Annotated in this window: 16 protein-coding genes and 1 pseudogene (1 of these 17 running past the window's edge); 11 read left to right on the forward strand and 6 right to left on the reverse strand. The window is 49.6% G+C overall.

Going from position 1 to position 20000, the window contains the following annotated elements:
- The 6 genes from dnaA (at position 1) to gyrB (ending at position 6312) form a co-directional block, all read left to right on the forward strand.
- Positions 1-1362, forward strand: coding sequence for a chromosomal replication initiator protein DnaA (gene dnaA, locus NSQ24_RS00005; RefSeq protein ID WP_339166949.1), 1362 nt, complete (start codon positions 1-3; stop codon positions 1360-1362).
- Between the two features lie 207 nt (positions 1363-1569).
- Complete coding sequence (gene dnaN, locus NSQ24_RS00010; RefSeq protein ID WP_003388868.1) at positions 1570-2709, forward strand: DNA polymerase III subunit beta; 1140 nt, start codon at positions 1570-1572, stop codon at positions 2707-2709.
- 26 nt (positions 2710-2735) lie between these two features.
- Positions 2736-2951, forward strand: coding sequence for a S4 domain-containing protein YaaA (yaaA, locus tag NSQ24_RS00015; protein ID WP_003388869.1), 216 nt, complete (start codon positions 2736-2738; stop codon positions 2949-2951).
- A 16-nt stretch (positions 2952-2967) separates the two neighbouring features.
- Positions 2968-4086 (forward strand): DNA replication/repair protein RecF, encoded by a 1119-nt coding sequence (gene recF / locus NSQ24_RS00020; RefSeq protein ID WP_003388870.1) that lies wholly within the window; start codon positions 2968-2970, stop codon positions 4084-4086.
- Positions 4087-4097: 11 nt separating this feature from the next.
- Complete coding sequence (locus NSQ24_RS00025; protein ID WP_003388871.1) at positions 4098-4409, forward strand: extracellular matrix/biofilm biosynthesis regulator RemA family protein; 312 nt, start codon at positions 4098-4100, stop codon at positions 4407-4409.
- Entirely contained in the window at positions 4384-6312 is a 1929-nt protein-coding gene (gyrB, locus tag NSQ24_RS00030) for a DNA topoisomerase (ATP-hydrolyzing) subunit B (protein WP_003388872.1), read from the forward strand. The genes NSQ24_RS00025 and gyrB overlap by 26 nt, the downstream gene beginning before the upstream one ends.
- 159 nt (positions 6313-6471) lie before the next feature.
- Here gyrB and NSQ24_RS00035 read toward each other — a convergent pair.
- A pseudogene (locus NSQ24_RS00035) lies at positions 6472-6687 on the reverse strand (transposase); the annotation flags it as partial.
- 119 nt (positions 6688-6806) lie between these two features.
- On the opposite strand from NSQ24_RS00035, the gene NSQ24_RS00040 reads away from it, so the two are divergent.
- A protein-coding gene (locus tag NSQ24_RS00040) for an IS1182 family transposase (protein ID WP_122958896.1) occupies positions 6807-8137 on the forward strand; the annotation gives its coding sequence in 2 pieces (ribosomal slippage) (positions 6807-7347 and positions 7347-8137; 1332 coding nt in all).
- 47 nt (positions 8138-8184) lie between these two features.
- On the opposite strand, the gene NSQ24_RS00045 is transcribed toward NSQ24_RS00040, so the two are convergent.
- The 5 genes from NSQ24_RS00045 to NSQ24_RS00065 all read right to left on the reverse strand — a co-directional run bounded on the left by NSQ24_RS00045 (position 8185) and on the right by NSQ24_RS00065 (position 12663).
- Positions 8185-9579, reverse strand: a complete 1395-nt coding sequence (locus NSQ24_RS00045; protein WP_339168095.1) for an IS1182 family transposase — start codon at positions 9577-9579, stop codon at positions 8185-8187.
- A 386-nt stretch (positions 9580-9965) separates the two neighbouring features.
- Positions 9966-10391, reverse strand: a complete 426-nt coding sequence (arsC, locus tag NSQ24_RS00050) for an arsenate reductase (thioredoxin) (protein WP_003388873.1) — start codon at positions 10389-10391, stop codon at positions 9966-9968.
- A 40-nt stretch (positions 10392-10431) separates the two neighbouring features.
- Positions 10432-11730, reverse strand: coding sequence for an arsenic transporter (locus tag NSQ24_RS00055; protein WP_024983201.1), 1299 nt, complete (start codon positions 11728-11730; stop codon positions 10432-10434).
- A gap of 18 nt (positions 11731-11748) precedes the next feature.
- Entirely contained in the window at positions 11749-12072 is a 324-nt protein-coding gene (locus NSQ24_RS00060) for a metalloregulator ArsR/SmtB family transcription factor (RefSeq protein ID WP_024983200.1), read from the reverse strand.
- 375 nt (positions 12073-12447) lie between these two features.
- Positions 12448-12663 carry a hypothetical protein gene (locus tag NSQ24_RS00065; protein WP_231504274.1) on the reverse strand — a complete coding sequence of 72 codons (216 nt, stop codon included), beginning with the start codon at positions 12661-12663 and terminating at the stop codon, positions 12448-12450.
- A 528-nt stretch (positions 12664-13191) separates the two neighbouring features.
- On the opposite strand from NSQ24_RS00065, the gene abc-f reads away from it, so the two are divergent.
- The 4 genes from abc-f to NSQ24_RS00085 all read left to right on the forward strand — a co-directional run.
- Positions 13192-14826 carry an ABC-F type ribosomal protection protein gene (abc-f, locus tag NSQ24_RS00070; RefSeq protein WP_172920203.1) on the forward strand — a complete coding sequence of 545 codons (1635 nt, stop codon included), beginning with the start codon at positions 13192-13194 and terminating at the stop codon, positions 14824-14826.
- Positions 14827-14922: 96 nt separating this feature from the next.
- Positions 14923-16122 (forward strand): MFS transporter, encoded by a 1200-nt coding sequence (locus tag NSQ24_RS00075; RefSeq protein WP_085974955.1) that lies wholly within the window; start codon positions 14923-14925, stop codon positions 16120-16122.
- Positions 16123-16220: 98 nt separating this feature from the next.
- A complete protein-coding gene (gyrA, locus tag NSQ24_RS00080; protein WP_172920204.1) occupies positions 16221-18761 on the forward strand; it encodes a DNA gyrase subunit A in 2541 nt (846 codons plus the stop codon).
- 169 nt (positions 18762-18930) lie between these two features.
- Positions 18931-20000 carry the 5' portion of an HD-GYP domain-containing protein gene (locus NSQ24_RS00085; protein WP_024983196.1) on the forward strand. 40 nt of this gene lie beyond the right edge of the window, so 1070 of the gene's 1110 nt are visible here — the first part of the coding sequence; it begins with the start codon at positions 18931-18933; its stop codon lies beyond the right edge, outside the window.

Here is a 20000-nt window from a genome sequence, read left to right on the forward strand (position 1 = left end):
TTGGATGCAGCGATTAGCGAGCTTTGGCGCAAAGTACTTGCCAAGATAGAAAAATCGCTCAGTAAACCAAGCTTCGATACCTGGCTGAAGGCGACCAAGGCGACCACATTGGAAGAGGATGCGCTGATTGTCGTCGCACCCAACGACTTTGCCCGCGATTGGCTGGAAACCCGTTACTCTCAATTGATCACTGATACACTCTATGAGGTAACAGGCGTCAATATGAAGGTAAAATTCGTAGCCATGCAAAATCCCGATGCCGCTTTCGCCGATGAACAGCCGGCTCCCCGCGTAAATGTATCCGCACCTCCCAGCAATGGTGACGACCAGCCCCCGAGCATACTGAACCCGAAATACACCTTTGACACATTCGTGATCGGTTCAGGAAACCGCTTTGCACATGCGGCTTCTCTTGCTGTGGCGGAAGCGCCTGCGAAAGCGTACAATCCATTGTTTATTTACGGAGGAGTTGGACTCGGCAAGACCCACTTGATGCATGCGATCGGCCATTATGTGATTCAGCATAATCCCTCTGCGAAAGTCGTTTATTTGTCGTCTGAAAAGTTTACCAACGAATTTATCAACTCGATCCGGGACAACAAAACGGTAGAGTTTCGCAATAAATATCGAAGTGTAGACGTGCTTTTGATCGACGATATTCAATTTTTGGCGGGCAAGGAACAGACGCAGGAGGAGTTCTTCCATACCTTCAATGCGCTGCACGAGGAAAGCAAGCAAATCGTCATTTCCTCCGACCGTCCCCCCAAGGAGATTCCGACTCTGGAGGATCGCCTCCGCTCCCGGTTCGAGTGGGGCTTGATTACCGATATCCAGCCGCCTGATCTGGAGACGAGGATTGCCATTCTCAGAAAGAAGGCAAAAGCCGAAAACCTCGACATTCCCAATGAAGTGATGATTTACATCGCCAATCAAATCGACAGCAACATTCGCGAATTGGAAGGTGCACTCATCCGCGTAGTCGCCTATTCGTCCCTGATCAATCGCGATATCGATACACAATTGGCGGCGGAAGCGCTCAAAGACATCATTCCGTCTTCCCGTCCGCGAGTCATCACCATCATCGACATTCAACGTGCCGTCGGGGAAGAGTTCAATCTCAAGCTGGAAGATTTCAAGGCCAAAAAACGCACCAAGTCTGTGGCATTTCCGCGGCAGATCGCGATGTATTTGTCCCGCGAGCTGACGGACGCTTCCTTGCCGAAGATCGGCGACGAATTTGGCGGCCGCGACCATACGACCGTCATCCACGCCCATGAGAAAATCTCGCGGGCACTGGCGACCGATCCGCAGATGCAAGTAACGATTCAGTCTTTGATTGAAAAATTGAAAGCAAACCATTAACCTGTGAATAACACGAAAAGCCTATACACAACTTACCCACATGTGTATAGGCTATCTTTTACGTCGCTATTCATAGATATCCACAAATCCACAAGCCCTATTACTACTTCTGTTAAAAGATTTATCCTAATAGATATATGAATAGGCGCCGGCAAATATGCCTGAGGCTTATTACACAGATGGAACGAACAAGGGAGGTTCACGTTGATGCACATTACCGTTCAACGCGACAAACTGTCCAATGCCGTTTCGCACGTCAGCAAGGCGGTTTCCAGCAGAACGACTATTCCGATCTTGACAGGGATCAAAATGAAAGCGGATCAGGAGGGACTGACGCTGACTGCCAGCGACTCTGATGTATCCATCGAGGTTTTGATTCCGACCGAAGAAGCAGATGAGTGGGGAGTCACCGTTCATCAGCCAGGCAGCATTGTTCTGACAGCTCGTATTTTTAGTGAAATTGTCCGCAAGCTGCCAAACAGCGAGATTCAGATCCAGGTAGATGATAGACTCGTGACCCAGATTCGTTCCGGACAAGCTGAATTTACGATTAACGGCATGGATGCAAACGAGTTTCCGCAATTGCCGCAACTGGAAGAAGATAAAGTATTCAGCGTTCCCGGCGATTTGTTGAAATCGATGATCCGGCAAACGGTTTTTGCCGTGTCTACATCGGAAATGCGTCCGATCCTCACTGGCCTGATGTGGTCTTTGGATGGAGGACAGCTGAAATTTGTGGCAACGGACAGCCACCGACTCGCCAGCCGCACAGCTATGGTAGAATGTCCAGAGGAGCTTTCCTTTACCAATGTGGTCGTTCCGGGAAAAAGCTGCAACGAATTGGTAAAGATATTGGATGAGGACCAGAATCCTGTGGATATCGTTGTGTCGGACAACCAGATACTGGTAAAATCAAAGCATATCCTGTTTTACTCCCGTCTGCTGGAAGGGACCTATCCGGATACGGCCCGCATCATTCCGCAAAGCAGCAAGACGGAAGTTACCGTGAGCACAAAAGAATTCCTGCAGTCGATTGAACGCGCTTCCTTGCTCAGCCGCGAAGGAAAGTCCAACGTGGTTCGCCTCGTTACACTTCCTGACGGCAGCGTGGAAATTACGTCCAACGCTCCGGAAATCGGCAAGGTGACGGAGATCGTCATGCCAAAAGCGATGGATGGCGAAGAGCTGAAAATATCGTTCAATGCCAAGTACATGATCGATGCGCTTCGTTCTATCGACAGCAGCGAGATCAAAGCATGCTTTACCGGTCCGATGAGTCCGTTTGTCCTTCGCCCGACAGATCACGAATGGACGCTGCACCTCATCCTGCCGGTTCGAACCTACTAGCAGCCAAACAGAAAGGAGGCCTATCCATGCGTGAGGTTTCCATTCAGACTGAATACATTGCTCTTGGCCAGTTTCTCAAGCTGGCCGATCTCATTGATACCGGAGGAATGGCGAAAGCGTTTCTAGCAGAGGTTCCCATTCAGGTAAACGGCGAAGAAGAAAATCGTCGCGGCCGAAAGCTCTATCCCGGAGACGAAATTGACGTCGAGGGACACGGCCGCTACAAAGTGACTCGCCGCTGAGAGGAGAGCGCTATTCTTGTTTATCAAGAACCTTTCGCTTACCCATTTTCGCAATTACGGGCAGCTCTCTCTTTCGTTTGACAGTCCCATCCAGCTGTTTATCGGCAACAATGCGCAGGGCAAGACCAATGTACTGGAGTCTATCTACGTACTGGCTCTGGCCAAGTCGCACCGCACCCCCAGAGACAAGGAATTGATTGGCTGGGGAGCCGATTTTGCATCGATCCGTAGTGATGTCGAGCGTCGCTACGGATCGGTTCGCTTGGAACTGCAGTTGACGGGAAAGGGAAAGAGGGCCAAAATTAATGGGATGGAGCAGCAAAAGCTGAGTGCATACGTTGGAGCCCTGAATGTGGTCATGTTTGCTCCCGAGGATTTGGCGATCGTCAAGGGAGCGCCTGCCCAACGACGCCGATTTATCGATATGGAAATCGGCCAGGTGTCTCCGACGTATCTGTATTATTTGAGCAATTACAACAAAGTATTGGCCCAGCGCAATCAACTGTTGAAGGACATGGCGATGAAAAAAAGCCGGTCGAAGGAGATGCTGGGGATTTGGAATATTCAATTGGCGGAATTAGCGGTAAAATTGTTGCGGAAGCGCTTTGAGTTTCTCCGCAAGCTGGAAGCGTGGGCCAAAGACATTCACAGCGGCATTACCGGCAAAAGAGAGATCCTCTCGCTGCACTACGTAAATTCTTCGCCAGTCACGGAGGAGCAAACTCCAGAACAGGCGGTGGATATGCTATTGGCAGCTTATGAAGAGGTCTTTGACCGGGAACTGGCGCGGGGAAGCACGATGATTGGCCCGCACCGGGACGATTTTACCTTGAAAGTAAACGACATGGATGTGCAAACATACGGCTCCCAAGGACAGCAGCGTACGAGTGCGCTGTCTATTAAATTGGCCGAAATCGAATTGATCAAGGAAGAAGTGGGAGAGTATCCGGTCCTCTTGCTGGACGATGTGCTCTCCGAATTGGATGAACATCGGCAAACCTTGCTGTTGGAAACCATTCAAGATCGGGTTCAGACGTTTGTAAGCACCACAGGTGTGGAAGGCTTAAAACATCAGGTTCTCCAGCAAGCCTCTCGTTTTTATGTGCGGGAAGGGGAAATCTCCGGGGAAAGGTAGAGGGAACAGGCATGTTTATACACATTGGTGGAGATACTGTTGTGAGCACCAAGGATGTCATCTCAATCTTGGATCATCAGACTGTAAAATCGTCTAAGAACAACAAGGCGTTTTTGCAAGAGAAAAAGAAGATGGTCGTTGACTCAGACCAAGAAGAGACGAAATCATACGTCATCACCACAGATGCCATTTATTGTTCGCCTATTTCTTCCCTGACGCTGAAGCGACGCGCTCAGTTCGTGGACAGCTTGGATCAGGTTTCCTTTGTACAAGCTGAAGTGGAGGAGTTGACTAGTAGTGGATCAAGTGACGACGAAAGATAATACAAACTATGATGCCAGTCAGATTCAGGTTTTGGAAGGCTTGGAAGCTGTTCGGAAGCGTCCGGGGATGTATATCGGCTCTACCAGCAGCCGCGGGCTGCACCACCTCGTATGGGAGATTGTGGACAACGCCATTGACGAGGCGCTTGCCGGGTATTGCGACAGCATTCTCGTCGAGATCCATCCTGATAATTCCGTCTCTGTAACGGATAACGGCCGCGGGATTCCTACGGGCATTCATGAGAAGACGGGGAAATCAACGGTAGAGACGGTTTTGACGGTTCTTCACGCCGGCGGTAAGTTCGGCGGCGGCGGGTACAAAGTATCCGGCGGTCTGCACGGTGTCGGCAGCTCCGTCGTGAACGCTCTTTCCGAGTGGATGGAAGTAGAGGTAAAGCAGAACGGCAAAATTCATTTCATGCGGTTCAATGTAGGGGTTCCCGAGGCCGATCTGGCCGTGGTCGGAGAGACCGAAGAGACCGGGACAAAGGTGACCTTCAAGGCCGACCCGACGATTTTTACCGAAACGACCGAATACGAGTACGAAGTGCTGCAAAAGCGGATTCGCGAGCTCGCCTTCCTGAACAAAGGACTGAAAATTACGCTGAAGGACCTGCGTCCGGAGCGGGAAAAAGAAGAAACGTTCCACTATGAGGGCGGCATTATCCAGTTTGTGGAGTACCTGAATAAAAACCGGGAACCTCTGCACGAGGAAGTGATTTACTGCGAGGGAGAGAAGGATGGCCTGGTGGTAGAGGTCGCCCTGCAGTACAACGACAGCTATGTCAGCAACATCTACTCCTTTGCCAACAATATCAATACGCATGAGGGCGGAACCCATGAATCCGGCTTCAAGACTGCGCTCACCCGCGTGATCAATGATTACAGCCGGAAGTTCAACTTCCTGAAGGAAAAAGATCCGAACCTGTCTGGCGACGACGTGCGCGAGGGGATTACCGCGATTATTTCGGTGAAAATTCCCGAGCCGCAGTTCGAGGGTCAGACGAAGACGAAGCTGGGCAACTCAGAGGCCCGCAGTATTACCGAGTCGGTCTTTGGCGATCGGTTCAGCACCTTCATGGAGGAGAACCCAGGCGTCGCCAAGAAGGTCGTGGAAAAGGCTCTGATGGCTGCGCGTGCGCGTGAAGCAGCACGGAAAGCACGCGAGCTGACCCGGCGCAAGAGCGCGCTGGAAGTGAGCGCATTGCCGGGTAAATTGGCCGACTGTTCGTCCAAGGATGCTTCCGAGTCCGAGCTGTTTATCGTTGAGGGTGACTCCGCGGGCGGCTCTGCCAAAATGGGGCGGGACCGTCATTTTCAGGCCATTCTGCCGCTGCGCGGTAAGGTTTTGAACGTAGAGAAAGCCCGTCTGGACAAAATTCTCGGAAACAATGAGATCCGGACGATCATCACTGCGCTCGGAACGGGTGTAGGTGAAGACTTTGACATTTCCAAAGCGCGCTATCACAAAGTGGTCATCATGACGGATGCCGACGTCGACGGTTCCCATATTCGGACACTGCTCTTGACGTTCTTCTACCGTTACATGCGGCAATTGATCGAGTCCGGCTATATTTACATCGCTCAGCCGCCGCTCTACAGCATCAAGCAGGGTAAACAAATTCACTATGCCTATACAGATCAACAGCGTGATGAAATCCTCGCTTCGCTGAAAACTACGCCTAAGCCAAACATTCAGCGCTACAAAGGATTGGGTGAGATGAACGCAGAGCAGCTGTGGGAAACAACCATGGACCCTGCAGTTCGCACCCTGCTGCAGGTAGACCTGGATGATGCGATGGAGGCCGATCTGGTGTTCCAGACGCTGATGGGCGACGAAGTAGAGCCGCGTCGCGAATTTATTGAACAGTATGCGGCGAATGTGCGGGATTTGGATATTTAGGAATACTTTCTCTCAAAACTGTCTGGAAGAGAATTAAGAAAAGCTTGTCCTCTCGGGAGAGTCCTGCAAAATACCTCTGTTGAGGTTTGCGGATCGGGTAACGCACAGTATTTTTTTTTACAAAAAAGGACTTTAACGAAAAATGCAGTCCATTCTCCTTTAAGAGACGGGCTGCATTTTTTCTGCCAATTTTATCATCCGTTTTACATTTACGACGAAAGCCGTAAGTATTGCCTGTATTCGCATACGAAAGAGACCACGGTACTTGGCCTTGGTCATCCCATGATACCTTTTTAATTCAGCATTTTTGTGCTCAATAATCGGTCTGCGACGAATACGTTCTTTGAACGTATCCAGGCTGTCGAGAAAGTCGACAGCCATTTTTATTTCCCTGTATTTTATGACGACACCGCGTTAATGTGTTATAATATTCTTGTAATTACATTTACTGGCGGGTGATTATTGTGCTTTCCTCTAATGAAAAAAAGCAACAAATGCAATATGAATTTGTATGCCTTGATGAGTTGGTCCCGGAGGACCATTTGCTACGAGTTATTCAAAAGCATGTAGACTTCTCTTTCATCCGAGAAAAAGTACGCCAATACTATTGTGAAGATAACGGTAGACCAGCCATTGATCCGGTGGTTTTATTTAAAATGATTTTCATTGGATACCTTTACGGTATCCGGTCAGAAAGACAACTCGAAAAGGAAATTCAGACGAATATTGCTTACCGCTGGTTTCTTGGCCTTTCACTAACAGATCGAGTTCCAGACCACACTACCATCAGTTGGAATCGTCGAACTCGTTTTAAAAACACAAATGTTTTCCAAGAGATTTTTGATGAAATCGTTCGCCTTGCTATCCAACATCGCATGGTTGGCGGACGTGTTTTGATAAGTGATTCCACTCATCTGAAAGCAAATGCGAACAAACGTAAATTTAAGAAGCATGTTATTGAAAAATCTAGTCGAGCCTACCTTAGTGATTTAGAAGCAGCCATTAATGAAGACCGTGAAGCACACGGAAAAAAGGATTGAAGCCTAGAGAGGATGTGAAGGAAGAAAAGGAAATCAAGGTGAGTACTACTGATCCGGACAGTGGTTACATGGTTCGTGACGGAAAGCCTGAAGGCTTTTTCTATCTCGATCATCGGACAGTCGATCATAAGTACAATATCATAACTGATGTACACGTGACTGCGGGTAACGTTCATGATTCTGTTCCTTATGTAGATCGGCTACAACACCAAATTGAGAAGTTTGGGTTTACAGATACCATTGAAGCCGTTGCATTGGATGCTGGCTATTTAACTACTCCAATCTGCAAGGCTCTGCACGATCTAAATATCTTTGCCGTCATTGGCCATCGAGCTTTTTCACCTGTTAAAGGCCTTATCGCCAAATGGCGGTTTAAATATGATCCCGAAAAGAATGTCTATATTTGCCCCCAAAAACATGAGCTTGCTTATTCGACAACTGACCGTAACGGATACAGAATGTATAAGTCAAATAAAGAAATATGTAAGGCATGTCCGATGCTCACTATGTGTACACGGTCAAAAAATCACCAAAAGGTGATAACCAGGCATGTATGGGAAGAGAGTAAAGAATGGGTTCGACAGAACCGCTTAAGTAAGTCAGGAAAATACCTATACAGGTTGAGATACCAAACGATAGAGCGAAGTTTTGCAGATGCCAAAGAACTGCATGGACTTCGCTATTGTAGGTTGCGCGGACGTGAAAATGTCCAAGAGCAAGCGTTGCTGACAGCAACCGTTCAAAATATAAAAAAGATAGCACTCCACCTTGCAAAGGCATGTTAGGTGTGGTGCTATCTAAGACTTCCAGCACTTCGTGCTCAATTTTATTGTTATGAAAGAAGAAACTCCAACATATTGTGGGGTTTCTCGACAGCCTGAATACGTTCTTTGAACGTATCGCTGTTTTCAAACTCGATTTGCGCCTTGTAGGGTTCCGCCACGATCCGGATGGAGTAGGTCTTGCTCTTTGCTCCTGGTTTGAAACAGCCTTCCCTAAGTGGGCATGTCTTACATTTCTCCGTATCGAAGTAAAAAACGAGAGAACGACTTTTGCCACTCTGCTTGCTGCCTTGGACAGCCTTTCGGATACTATGTTGTCCTGCCGGACAAATAACAAAGTCTGCATCCTTGTTGTACTCAAAGCCCTCTTGCTTCAGTCCCCCATTATGTACGACGGGGTTTAGCGGGACGACAGGTTTAATCCCCTTGGATTTCATCTCGGCCAAGTTATCTTTACCCGAATATGCGGTGTCAGCAATCACTTCTTGTACTTCTATTCCCACGTCAAGCGATTGGTTCAAAAGTTCTTTGAATTGTTTTCCGTCATCCGTACTTCCTCCGGTGACCTCCACAGCCGTAATGATTTCTTCATCCGTCATGGCAATATGCTCTTTGTAGCCAAAAAAGGATTTCGTATTGCTCTTCCATCCAAAGCGGGCATCTGGATCAATGGCCGACATAATGCCTTTATTGGCCAGCAGACGCTCATCTTCCACGATGGCCTTGGCGACCTTGATCTTCTCCGAGATGGAACCCTCATGATCGGGTAACAAAGTCTCGACTGTCTCTCCAAGTTCCGCCAAGTAGTGAAGCATGATCTTCTCGGCACCCTCTTGATCCTTCTTCAACTCCGGTAACCTCGGGAGTTTCTTTTCAAGTTTTGGATGCTTTTTCACCACAATACGGAATAAGCGCTTCGCCGCATCTCGCAGTACTTCAAGAGGCTTTTGTTTTGGCGAAGCTGCCAGTGTATAAGTGGAATCCACGATGATCGTCTTTGATTTCACAAGTCCTTTTTCGATGCACTGACGTACAACCGATTTGAGTACCTCGTCTACGGCTCCGGCTCCTAACCGATGATTACGAAAGCGGGATAACTGAGAGGGGTCAGGAAGGGTATCTTCTGGATTTAAACCTAAAAACCACTTATAAGCGAGGTTTACCTGCGTTTCCTGAATGATGCGTTCATCCGAAAGATTGTAGAGAACCTGTAAAAACAGCAAGCGAAACAGGAGCTCCGGCTCGTTAGCTGGTCTTCCGTAATGCTCACAATAAGAAGAACGAACCAATTCATGAATGAACGTGAAATCGACGATTTCATTGATTTTACATAATGGGTGATCCACGGGAATCAGTTTATATAATTCGGCATGGAAGGATGCCGTGATTTGTTTAGAGGGCTGTAGCAATGGTTCCAACTCTTTCGTTTTCTTTTTATTGTACATCAAAACCCGGTGTCGAAGCGGCACTGGGTTTCAGCCTGTTGAAAACCTACTGTTTCGGAGGAGAAGCATGTTTCCAGGCGGAGCGACTAGCGGAGTCCAGCCGAGCGGAACAGCGAAGCCCGGGGAGACAGAAGCGCAATCCATGAGTAACCTTCGGAGCTGCGCGCCGTTTTGCGCTTCCCCCGGGATCGCTGTGGAGCGGACAGTTTCACATCCTTGCAGGACGTAGACCGGAGCGCAGATCGGAAACATGCTTCTCCCCACTACAGCTACATTCTCGATAATTGAAACCCCAGTACCTAAGGGCACTAGGGTTACGGTTTACAGATATTAGGTGGACTTTTGCAGGGCTCTCTCTCGGGGGCAAGCTTTTTGTTATGCTTTCGTTATTTGCCTTCCTTCAAAAACTGTTCAATCCGACTTTTAATAGAATCACGTACAACGCGGAAACGATTGATTATATCTTCTTCCGTGCCGCTGGCTTTAGCCGGATCATCAAAGCCCCAATGCCATTTTACTGCGCTATTGCCGGGAACCGCCGGGCAATGCTCATCGGCATGGCCGCAAAGCGTAATCACGTAGTCGGCGCGGGCAAGCGTATCGGGATCAATCACATCGGACGTATGCGAACGAATATCTACATTGTCTTCTTTCATTACACGTACCGCAAGCGGGTTTAGTCCATGGGCTTCCAGACCTGCGCTTTTTACCTCATAACGGTCTCCGCCAAGTGATCTCATAAAGCCTTCAGCCATTTGGCTGCGGCAAGAATTTCCCGTGCAAAGGAAGTAAATCAACGGTTTTTTCTGCATGACATCGCCATTCCTTTCATGGATGAAAAGTTGGTTTTCATTACGAAATGATCTGCAGCCATAGATACAAGCCCAGCAGTGTGATGAACAATGTGGGAATCGTCAAGACAATCCCGGTTTTGAAATACTGCCCCCAACTGATCGCAACTCCTTTCCGGGAAAGCACGTGGAGCCAGAGCAAAGTGGCGAGCGAACCGATCGGCGTAATCTTTGGACCGAGGTCGGAACCAATTACGTTTGCGTACACCAGTGCTTCCCGAATTATCCCGGATGTTTGCGTCCCCTGAATAGCGAGAGCATCGATCATGACAGTAGGCATGTTGTTCATGATCGAAGACAGGAAGGCAGATAAAAAGCCCATGCCGATTGTGGCAGCCAGGAGCCCTTGATCAGAGATTTTCTGGATGACATCGCTGAGCATGTCAGTCAATCCCGCATTACGCAACCCATACACGACGACATACATCCCGATTGAGAAAATGACAATCGACCAGGGAGCCTCTTTTATGATTCGTTTGGTGGCGATGACTTTACTTCTTCGTGAGATCAGGAGAAAGATCACGGCTGCAAGTCCTGCTGTAATCGATACGGGAACAGCCAGAAGCTCGTTCATCAAGTAACCAACGAGCAAAAGCGTTAAAATCACCCAGGATAGCCGGAACAGCCGTTTGTCTCTTATGGCTTCATGCGGCTTTTTCAGTTGTGACAAATCGTATTGTCGGGGAATATCTTTTTTGAAATACCAATACAAGACAAGCAAGCTGGCTCCAAGGGCAAAGAAATTCGGAATGATCATACGGGAAGCGTATTCGACAAAACCGATGTCAAAGTAGTCGGCAGATACAATGTTAACCAGGTTGCTGACGATCAGCGGCAGAGATGTCGTATCTGCGATAAAACCGCTAGCCATGACAAAGGGCAGGACCATCTTGTCAGGAAACTTCAATGCTCTGACTTGCGCCAGAACAATGGGGGTCAAAATGAGAGCAGCTCCGTCATTGGCAAAGAAAGCGGCTACTGCGGCTCCGAGCAACACGACATAGATGAACATGAGTCGCCCGTTCCCTTTTGCCAGACGGGCCATATGCAGAGCGGACCACTCAAAGAAGCCGATTTCATCCAGGAGCAGCGATATGAAAATAATGGCTACAAAGGCCAATGTGGCATTCCACACGATACCGGTGACGGCGACAACATCCGCAAAGCTGACAACGCCGCACAGCAAGGCCAGGAGGGCTCCTCCGGCAGCAGACCAGCCAATGTTAAGCCCCTTTGGCTGCCAAATTACAAAAATTAATGTCAAAGCAAAAATCAGAAAGGCACTCCAGATAGCGAACATGATTTAATTCAGTCCTTCCTATTCACAGGTAACCAATAACCCCTGCTGCTCCAACTTTGAAAATTCTTCGGAGTAATCAGGCAGGTTACCGAGTGCATGCGCTACTTGTTCCAAGCGTGCTTTATTGAGAGTGTAAAATACCCATTGGCCTTTTCTTGACTCGATGACAAGGTCCACACTTTTCAGGCGGCTCATGTGCTTGGAAATCGCTGGTTGGGATATGCCAAAGATCGGTACAAGCTCACATACGCAGCAGCTGCGAGTTTGCAATAAGGCAATAATTTTTAGCCTTGTAGGGTCTGCTAAAGCCTTTAACATGGCTACTACCTGTTTCGTGTCCATCATTCTCCTCCAATACCTCTTCTGATTCAGATACTAATATAATCATATGGTTATTTCAATATTTATTTGTTGTGTTCTTTGCAGGAAAATTGTTTGGCCAAGAGAAGCTGTTTTCTTTAGCTTGAGCAGTGTATTTCCTCTTTGACAGTAAAAATGTCATGATCCTACACCGTTTTTCTGCCTTACGACAATGTAAGCAATCTGAAAGACAATTCGATAGCGGCCCTTTCCCGTTCCCCTTACAATGAAGTCAGAAACGACAGCAAGAAAGGGGAGAACATTTTATGAAACGGGTTATTCATATGGTTCTCATAGCCATCCGATTAGTGGTAGACGCCAAATCTACGATTCAAAACAGCAGTCTCGAAGGAATCGTCAAGCTGTGATAACTGCTCGCATGAGGCGTAAGGAACGGCGCTCATTGTGGCCATTGCCAATCTGTTTGCTCTTCAGTCCAAAGTCGGATACGTACAAACCATGTTGAATTGCATCGCCATCTACATCGAGCATATTCGTGCAACCGGCCGAAAGCTGCTGGCGGATGGCCCGGTTTGCGATGGGGCCGATGGAATGGCTGTGGCGGCTCTTCACCTACGGGAGCGTCCCTGCTTTTGCAAAAAATAAGCAATAGATGCTTGTCTTTTCTTGTTTTGGGGAAAGATGTAAGCTATACTGATAAAGTAAGGTATTCATTACTGTGGTCAGAACCGGAGGGCAGTCCATTGAAAGTAGTTTTCGTTACGAATACAGCTCAACTGCATAGTAACGAAAACATATCGGGTGCTCTATAACCTTGCTTTTTGCCATGCTTGCAACGCGGCAGACAAACGCGATACGAAAGGTACCGATATGCCGGTGCCTTTTTTCTATTTCCAGTCATCTGGAGCGGGCTTCCGGCATGACGGGAGCGTTTGTATTGGAAAAAACGGAGCGCCGTATTGCGAGCGCTCTTTTTTATAGCTGCATGAAAGAGGCGAGCGCAAGCGGCGGCGTTCGTTTTTCCCAGAGGAGACGTCGGTATGTTTCGGCGTCTCTTTTTTGTTTGCCTGGTTCGGAAGAAAGTCTTGCTTTCCAACCAGGCAGGAACCAATCCAAAGGCAGCAAAGGAGGAATTTTTTTATGCTACTGCTGGAAGCGCGTCAGATTGAAAAAAGCTTTGGCGACAGAGTGATTTTTGAAGCAAAAAAACTGGAGGTATTCTACGGAGACAGGATCGGCATCGTCGGTCAAAACGGCGTCGGAAAAAGCACGTTGATGCATGTGCTTGCAGGGCTTACGCAGCCGGATGCAGGCCAAGTCAACTGGTACGGCTCGACCGCCTTGATTCAGCAGATCGATCAGGGGGAAGAAGCGGCGGAAACAACCGGGCACGCCAGACGCATGTGGGGCATCTCTCATATTCATTCGCAAATGAGCGGGGGCGAGACGGTTCGGCTAAAAATTGCCGCTGCATTGGAACAGCAAGCTCCGCTTCTTTTTGCGGATGAACCGACGAGCCATCTCGACATGACCGGGATTCGCCAGCTTGAGGAGTCCTTGCTCGCTTACGATGGAGCCGTAATCCTGATTTCGCACGACCGCGAATTGCTTGACACGATATGCACCCTTATTTGGGAAGTGGAAGACGGCAAGATAAGCGAGTACAAGGGGAATTACTCCGACTATCGCGAGCAGAAGGAAAAAAAGCGCGAACGGGAGTGGTTTGAGTACGAGGAATACCGCAAAGAAAAGGAGCGGCTGACTCAAGCGTTTACGGAGACAAAGCAACGGGCCAGCGAGATCAGAAAGGCTCCGAAGCGAATGGGAAACTCTGAGGCCCGCCTGCACAAAAGAAAAGCAAATGGCAAACGGGAAAAGGTGGAGAAAGCCGCTCTCGCCATGGAGAGCCGTCTGGCCAGGCTGGAAAAAAAGGAAAAGCCGAAGGAGCTGCCAAGCGTCAGATTTGATGTAAATCACTACGGAGAACAGCATGGACGAACGGTCATCCAGGTCGGGAAGGTTACCAGGCGTGTAGAAGGGAAAACGCTGTTTGAACAGCTTTCCTTCTCCGTCCGCCCCGGCCAAAAGGTAGCCATCATTGGGGGAAACGGCTGCGGAAAATCGACGCTCCTCTCCATGATATACAGCCAGGCGGACGGAATATCTGTATCTCCGAGCAGCAGAGTCGGGTACTTCAGCCAGAGCCTATCCATTCTTGATGAGAACAAGAGCATTTGGAATAACGTCAGGGAAAGCAGTCGCCACTCGGACACAACGATTCGCACGGCACTGGCCCGGATGTTGTTTACAAACGATGAAATTCACAAAACGGTATCGGTTTTAAGTGGTGGTGAACGAGTCAAGACCGCACTGGCGAAGGTTTTCCTCGGCGACTACAATGTTTTGCTGCTGGATGAGCCAACCAACTTTCTCGATATTCCTACGCAGGAAGAGCTGGAGCGGATCCTGCTGGAGTTTCCCGGAACGATCCTGTTCGCCTCCCACGACCGCAAATTCATCCAACGGCTAGCCGATGCTGTTCTCTGTCTTGACGAAGAAAAGCTCACACTTTTTTCCGGAACCTATCAAGAATATCTGGAACGGAAAAACAAGCCAAAACGAGGGCGGGAGGAAGAGCGGATGGTGTTGGAAACGAGACTGACCGATTTGATCGGCCGTCTGTCGTCGCCAAAGCTGGAACAAGCCGAGAAGGAGGAAATGGAGAGGGCTTACCGGGAAACTTTGAAACAATTGCGGGAGCTGGACCGTGAGTAAAGTTTGCATGTTGACATTAAAAAACTTTTAAAAGCATAATGTATAGGAAGTTTGCTTGTTACGTTTGTTTCGGCAATGCAGGAAGGGGAGAAAGTCATGACAGAAACAGAGTCCCTTTGGACGAGAAACTTTATACTCCTGGCGCTATCCAACTTTTTGTTGTTTATCGCCTTTCAAATGCTGATTCCCACCCTTCCGCTTTTTGTTACGGAGCGCGGCGGTGACCAGGTGGACGTCGGATTGGTGATCAGCATTTTTACCATTTCGGCGCTTCTGATCCGCCCCTTCGCTGGAAAAGCGCTCGATTCCATCGGAAGAATGCCCATACTCGTAGTGGGACTGGCGATTTTTTTCCTGTCCGTCTCCGGCTATTACTGGATGACGACAGTAGCACTTGTCCTCGTGGTCAGATTTATCCACGGCATCGGCTGGGGCATTGCTACGACGACCTATGGAACGATCGCATCCGACCTGATTCCGGCCCAGCGGCGGGGAGAAGGGATGGGGTACTTCGGGATGTTCGGCAATCTCGCCATGGCTCTGGGACCGATGTTTGGACTGTGGCTGGTTGAATCCAGCGGATACGGATGGTTGTTTGCCATCTCCGCGCTGCTTACGGTGGCTGCCCTGCTGATGTCCAAGTTTGTGAAGGTCAGTGAGCCTATCAAAGCTGAAAAACCGGCGGCTTCCGCACCTGCCCATTCTGCGGTGAGCGGATTGGTAGAGAAAAAGGCCCTGTTCCCCTCTCTGCTAGCCCTGCTGTTTGGCGTTACCTACGGCGGTATCGTCAGCTTCATCACCTTGTTTGGCCAAGAGGTCCACATCGCCAATGTGGGGCTGTTTTTCCTGTTCAATGCCGTTTCCCTGATGCTGGTTCGCCCCTTTGCCGGGAAGCTGTTTGACCAAAAGGGACACGTCTGGGTGCTGATTCCTGGTGCATTGATCGCGGGCATCGGACTTGCAGTTCTTTCCTTCAGCACATCGGCTGTCGGGCTGGCGCTTGCAGCCGTTTTGTTCGGTGCCGGTTTCGGTGCTGTTCAGCCTTCGCTGCAGGCATGGACGATCAACAGAGTGGAGCCGGGCAGGCGCGGTGCAGCGAACGGGACTTTCTTTTCCGCCTTTGATCTCGGCATCGGGATGGGGGCGATGGTGCTGGGCGCGGTGGCGAAAACAACGGGCTTTGCCCACATGTATCGCTTCTCCACATTGTTCGTGATTCTCTTCTTGGTGATCTACTCTGTGTATGTATGGCGACGGGTGGAGAGCAAGGAGAAAGCCGACATTCATCCATCTTGAGAAACAGCCTGGTTGCGCTTTTTGCGAGACTTTGGACGAGGACCGTCCGAATATGGTATAATGACGTATTGCGATAACCAGTTGGAGGTTTACTCTTTATGGCTGAAGAAACAGCTCGGTTTCCTAAAGTTGACATTAGTCATGAGATGAAAGAATCGTTCATTAGCTACGCGATGAGTGTAATTGTGAGCCGTGCGTTGCCAGATGTTCGCGACGGGCTGAAGCCGGTTCACCGGCGTATTTTGTATGCCATGCACGACATGGGATTGACTCCGGACAAAGCGTTCCGAAAGTCGGCAAACGTCGTCGGTGAAGTAATGGCCAACTACCATCCTCACGGTGACAGCGCCATCTATGAAACAATGGTCCGGATGGCTCAGGATTTCAACATGCGCTACCTCTTGGTTGAGGGACAGGGCAACTTCGGTTCTGTGGACGGGGACCCTGCGGCTGCCATGCGTTATACCGAATCCCGCATGTCCAAGCTGGCGCTTGAATTGCTGCGAGATATCGATAAAGAAACAGTCAATTTCACTCCCAACTACGACGGGCGGAAAGAAGAGCCTGTCGTACTTCCATCCCGTTTTCCCAACCTGATGGTGAACGGCTCTGCAGGTATTGCCGTTGGGATGGCGACCAATATTCCACCGCATAACCTGGTAGAAGTCATCGATGGCGTTGTTGCCATGATCGACAACCCCGATATTACCCTGCAGGATCTGATGAAGATCATCAAAGGGCCTGACTTCCCTACAGCGGGTGAAATTTTGGGCTACAGCGGCATCCGCCGGGCTTATGAAACTGGCCGCGGTTCGATTATCATGCGTGCCAAAACCATGATTGAGGAAGAAAAAGGAAAGCCGCGCATCATCGTGACCGAGCTTCCTTACCAGGTGAATAAGGCAAGGCTCGTCGAGAAGATTGCCGAGCTCGTTCGCGAAAAGAAACTGGAGGGCATTACGGATCTGCGTGACGAGTCTGATCGCAAAGGTATGCGGATCGTGATCGAATTGCGCCGCGACGTGGTACCGAAGGTTGTCTTGAACAATCTGTTCAAGCATACGCAGATGCAGAGCACCTTCGGCGTGAACATGCTGGCTCTGGTCGACAATCGTCCCCGCGTTCTGAATTTGCGGGATATGCTGTACTACTATCTCCAGCATCAGCGGGAAATCATCCGCAGACGGACCGAGTACGATCTGAAGCAAGCGGAAGAGCGGGCCCATATTTTAGAGGGCTTGCGGATCGCGCTCGATCATATCGATGAGATCATCAGCCTGATTCGCTCTTCGCAAACGACCGAAGAAGCGCGTGACGGCTTGATGAACCGTTACGGTCTAAGCTATGAGCAGGCTCAAGCCATTCTGGACATGCGCCTGCAGCGCTTGACCGGGTTGGAGCGGGAAAAAATCGAGAACGAATACCAGGAGCTCCTGGCAAAAATCGCCGAGCTGCGCTCTATTCTCGCCGATGAAAACAAGATCTACGCGATTGTCCGCGAAGAGCTTGAGGAGATCAAAGAGAAGTTTGGCGACGAGCGCCGTACGGTCATTACCTTTGACGAGGAAAGCATCGAGGATGCCGACCTGATTCCGGAAGAGGATGTGGTGATCACGCTGACGCATGATGGGTACATCAAGCGTTTGCCGGTGACTACCTACCGTGCGCAGAAGCGGGGCGGTCGCGGTATCCAGGGAATCGGCACCAAGGATAACGACTTTGTCGAGCATCTGTATATCACGAATTCGCACGACCACATCATGTTCTTTACCAGCAAGGGCAAGGTGTACCGGTTGAAGGGCTACGAAATCCCGGATCTCAACCGTACAGCCAAAGGCACTCCGATCATCAACCTGATTCAGATCGAAAAAGGGGAGCGGGTCAGTGCGGTCATCCCGGTAAAAGAGTTCAGCGAAGACAGGTACCTGTTCTTCGGAACGAAGAAGGGGATTATCAAAAAGACCGAGCTGGCAGCTTATGCCAACATCCGAAGGGGCGGTCTGTTTGCCGTCAATCTTCGCGAGGATGACGAGCTGATCGCCGTGCGCCTCACAGACGGCAATCAGGAAATCATCATGGGTACCCGCAACGGGATGTCGGTCCGCTTCAAGGAAAGCGACGTACGGACGATGGGCCGCAGCGCCACCGGGGTAAAAGGGATTTCGCTTGATGATGACGATGACGTAATCGATATGGACGTTATCAAGCCGAATGCGGAAGTATTGATTGTCACGGCGAATGGCTACGGAAAGCGGACCCCGGTAGAAGAGTACCGGATTCAGTCTCGCGGCGGCAAGGGAATCAAGACGCACAATGTAACCGAGCGGAGCGGGCACGTCGTTGGCCTGAAAGTCGTCGAGCCGGAAGAGGATCTGATGATCATCACCACCTCGGGGATCATTATCCGCACGGAAATGAAGGGCATTTCTGTCATGGGCCGCTATACGCAAGGTGTCAAGCTGATCCGTCTGTCTGAAAATGAACAGGTAGGTTCAGTCGCCAAGGTTCCTCCGAGTGATGACGATGAGGAGCCGAACGACAGGCTGGAAACCGAGTCAGATGAGCTTGAGCCGGTGAACAACGACGAACAGTCGGGTCCGGCTGCGGAAGATGACGGCCAAAACGGTGATCAAGAATAGACGATCGCTTGTATACTGATAAATTAGGGAAGGGAGTTCTGTCATGGGCAGATCCCCCTTCTTTTTTGTTTGGCACTGTCTTTTTTCCTTGAATTGGGTTTCATGTTGTCAACAAAATGGGAAAAGAGTACTATATCAGTAACAAATGAAGATTCGGAGGGTGGGAACCTTGCCCATCATAGAGGTAAAAAGTACGATTGCCGGAGCGACCTTGGCGGAGGATGTCCATACCATGCTGGGAGGGATTCTCTTTGTAAAGGGGACGACTCTGTATGAAAAAGAGGTAGAGGTTCTCCAGGCCTTTATGGTCGATCGGGTAGTGATAGAGGATACGGATGAACCGAAAACTTCTGCTGCTGACGAGAACCGAAGTGATTCAGCCACAAGCAAGGTTGTTACCGGTGGAACGAAAGAGAAAGAGCAGCTCCCTTTCCATACCTCGTTTGCGAAGGCAGTTTCAACGTTTAAAAACCTGGTGATCCGGGTGCAGGGCGGACAGAATATCCCTGTCATGGAAGTGCGTGAAGTAGTGACTCCTCTGCTTCAACAGGTACAGGATCAGCCCGAGTTTCTTCTGTCTCTGCATCGTATTTCGCGGGTAGACAGCTATGCGTATGAACATTCCATTGCGGTCGGTTTGATTTCCTATATGATTGGCAGATGGATCAAAGTGCCGGAAAAAGAATGGATGCAGGTGGCTCTAGCTGGAACTTTGCTGGACATCGGCAAAACAAGGATTGACAGAAGAATTTTGCAAAAGCCGGGCAAATTGACACCGGAAGAGTTTGAAGAGATGAAAAAGCATACGGTGTACGGCTATCAATTGATTAAAGCTTCCCCAGGTCTAAGTGAAGGAGTGGCCTTGGCAGCCTTGCAGCACCATGAGCGAGAAGACGGCTCAGGGTATCCTCTGGGGTTGCCGGGAGCAAAGCTTCACCTGTATAGCAAGATTGTAGCTGTCGCAGACGTTTATCATGCGATGTGCTCCAATCGCATATACCAGAAGGGGAAATCTTCATATGTAGTAGCAGAACAACTGCTGCAAGACAGCTTTGGGAAGTTAGATCCCCATATCGTGCATACCTTCGTCAAAAGGATAACCGATTTTGCTGCAGGAACATTGGTTGAGTTGAGTGATGGGACGATTGGAAAAGTCATTTTCACTGACAGCAATCAACCGACTCGCCCGATGATCGAGGCCAACGGACGCATCATTAACCTGGTGGAAAATCGGAATCT

The sequence above is a fragment of the Brevibacillus sp. FSL L8-0520 genome, from assembly GCF_037963895.1.
GTDB lineage: Bacteria > Bacillota > Bacilli > Brevibacillales > Brevibacillaceae > Brevibacillus > Brevibacillus borstelensis.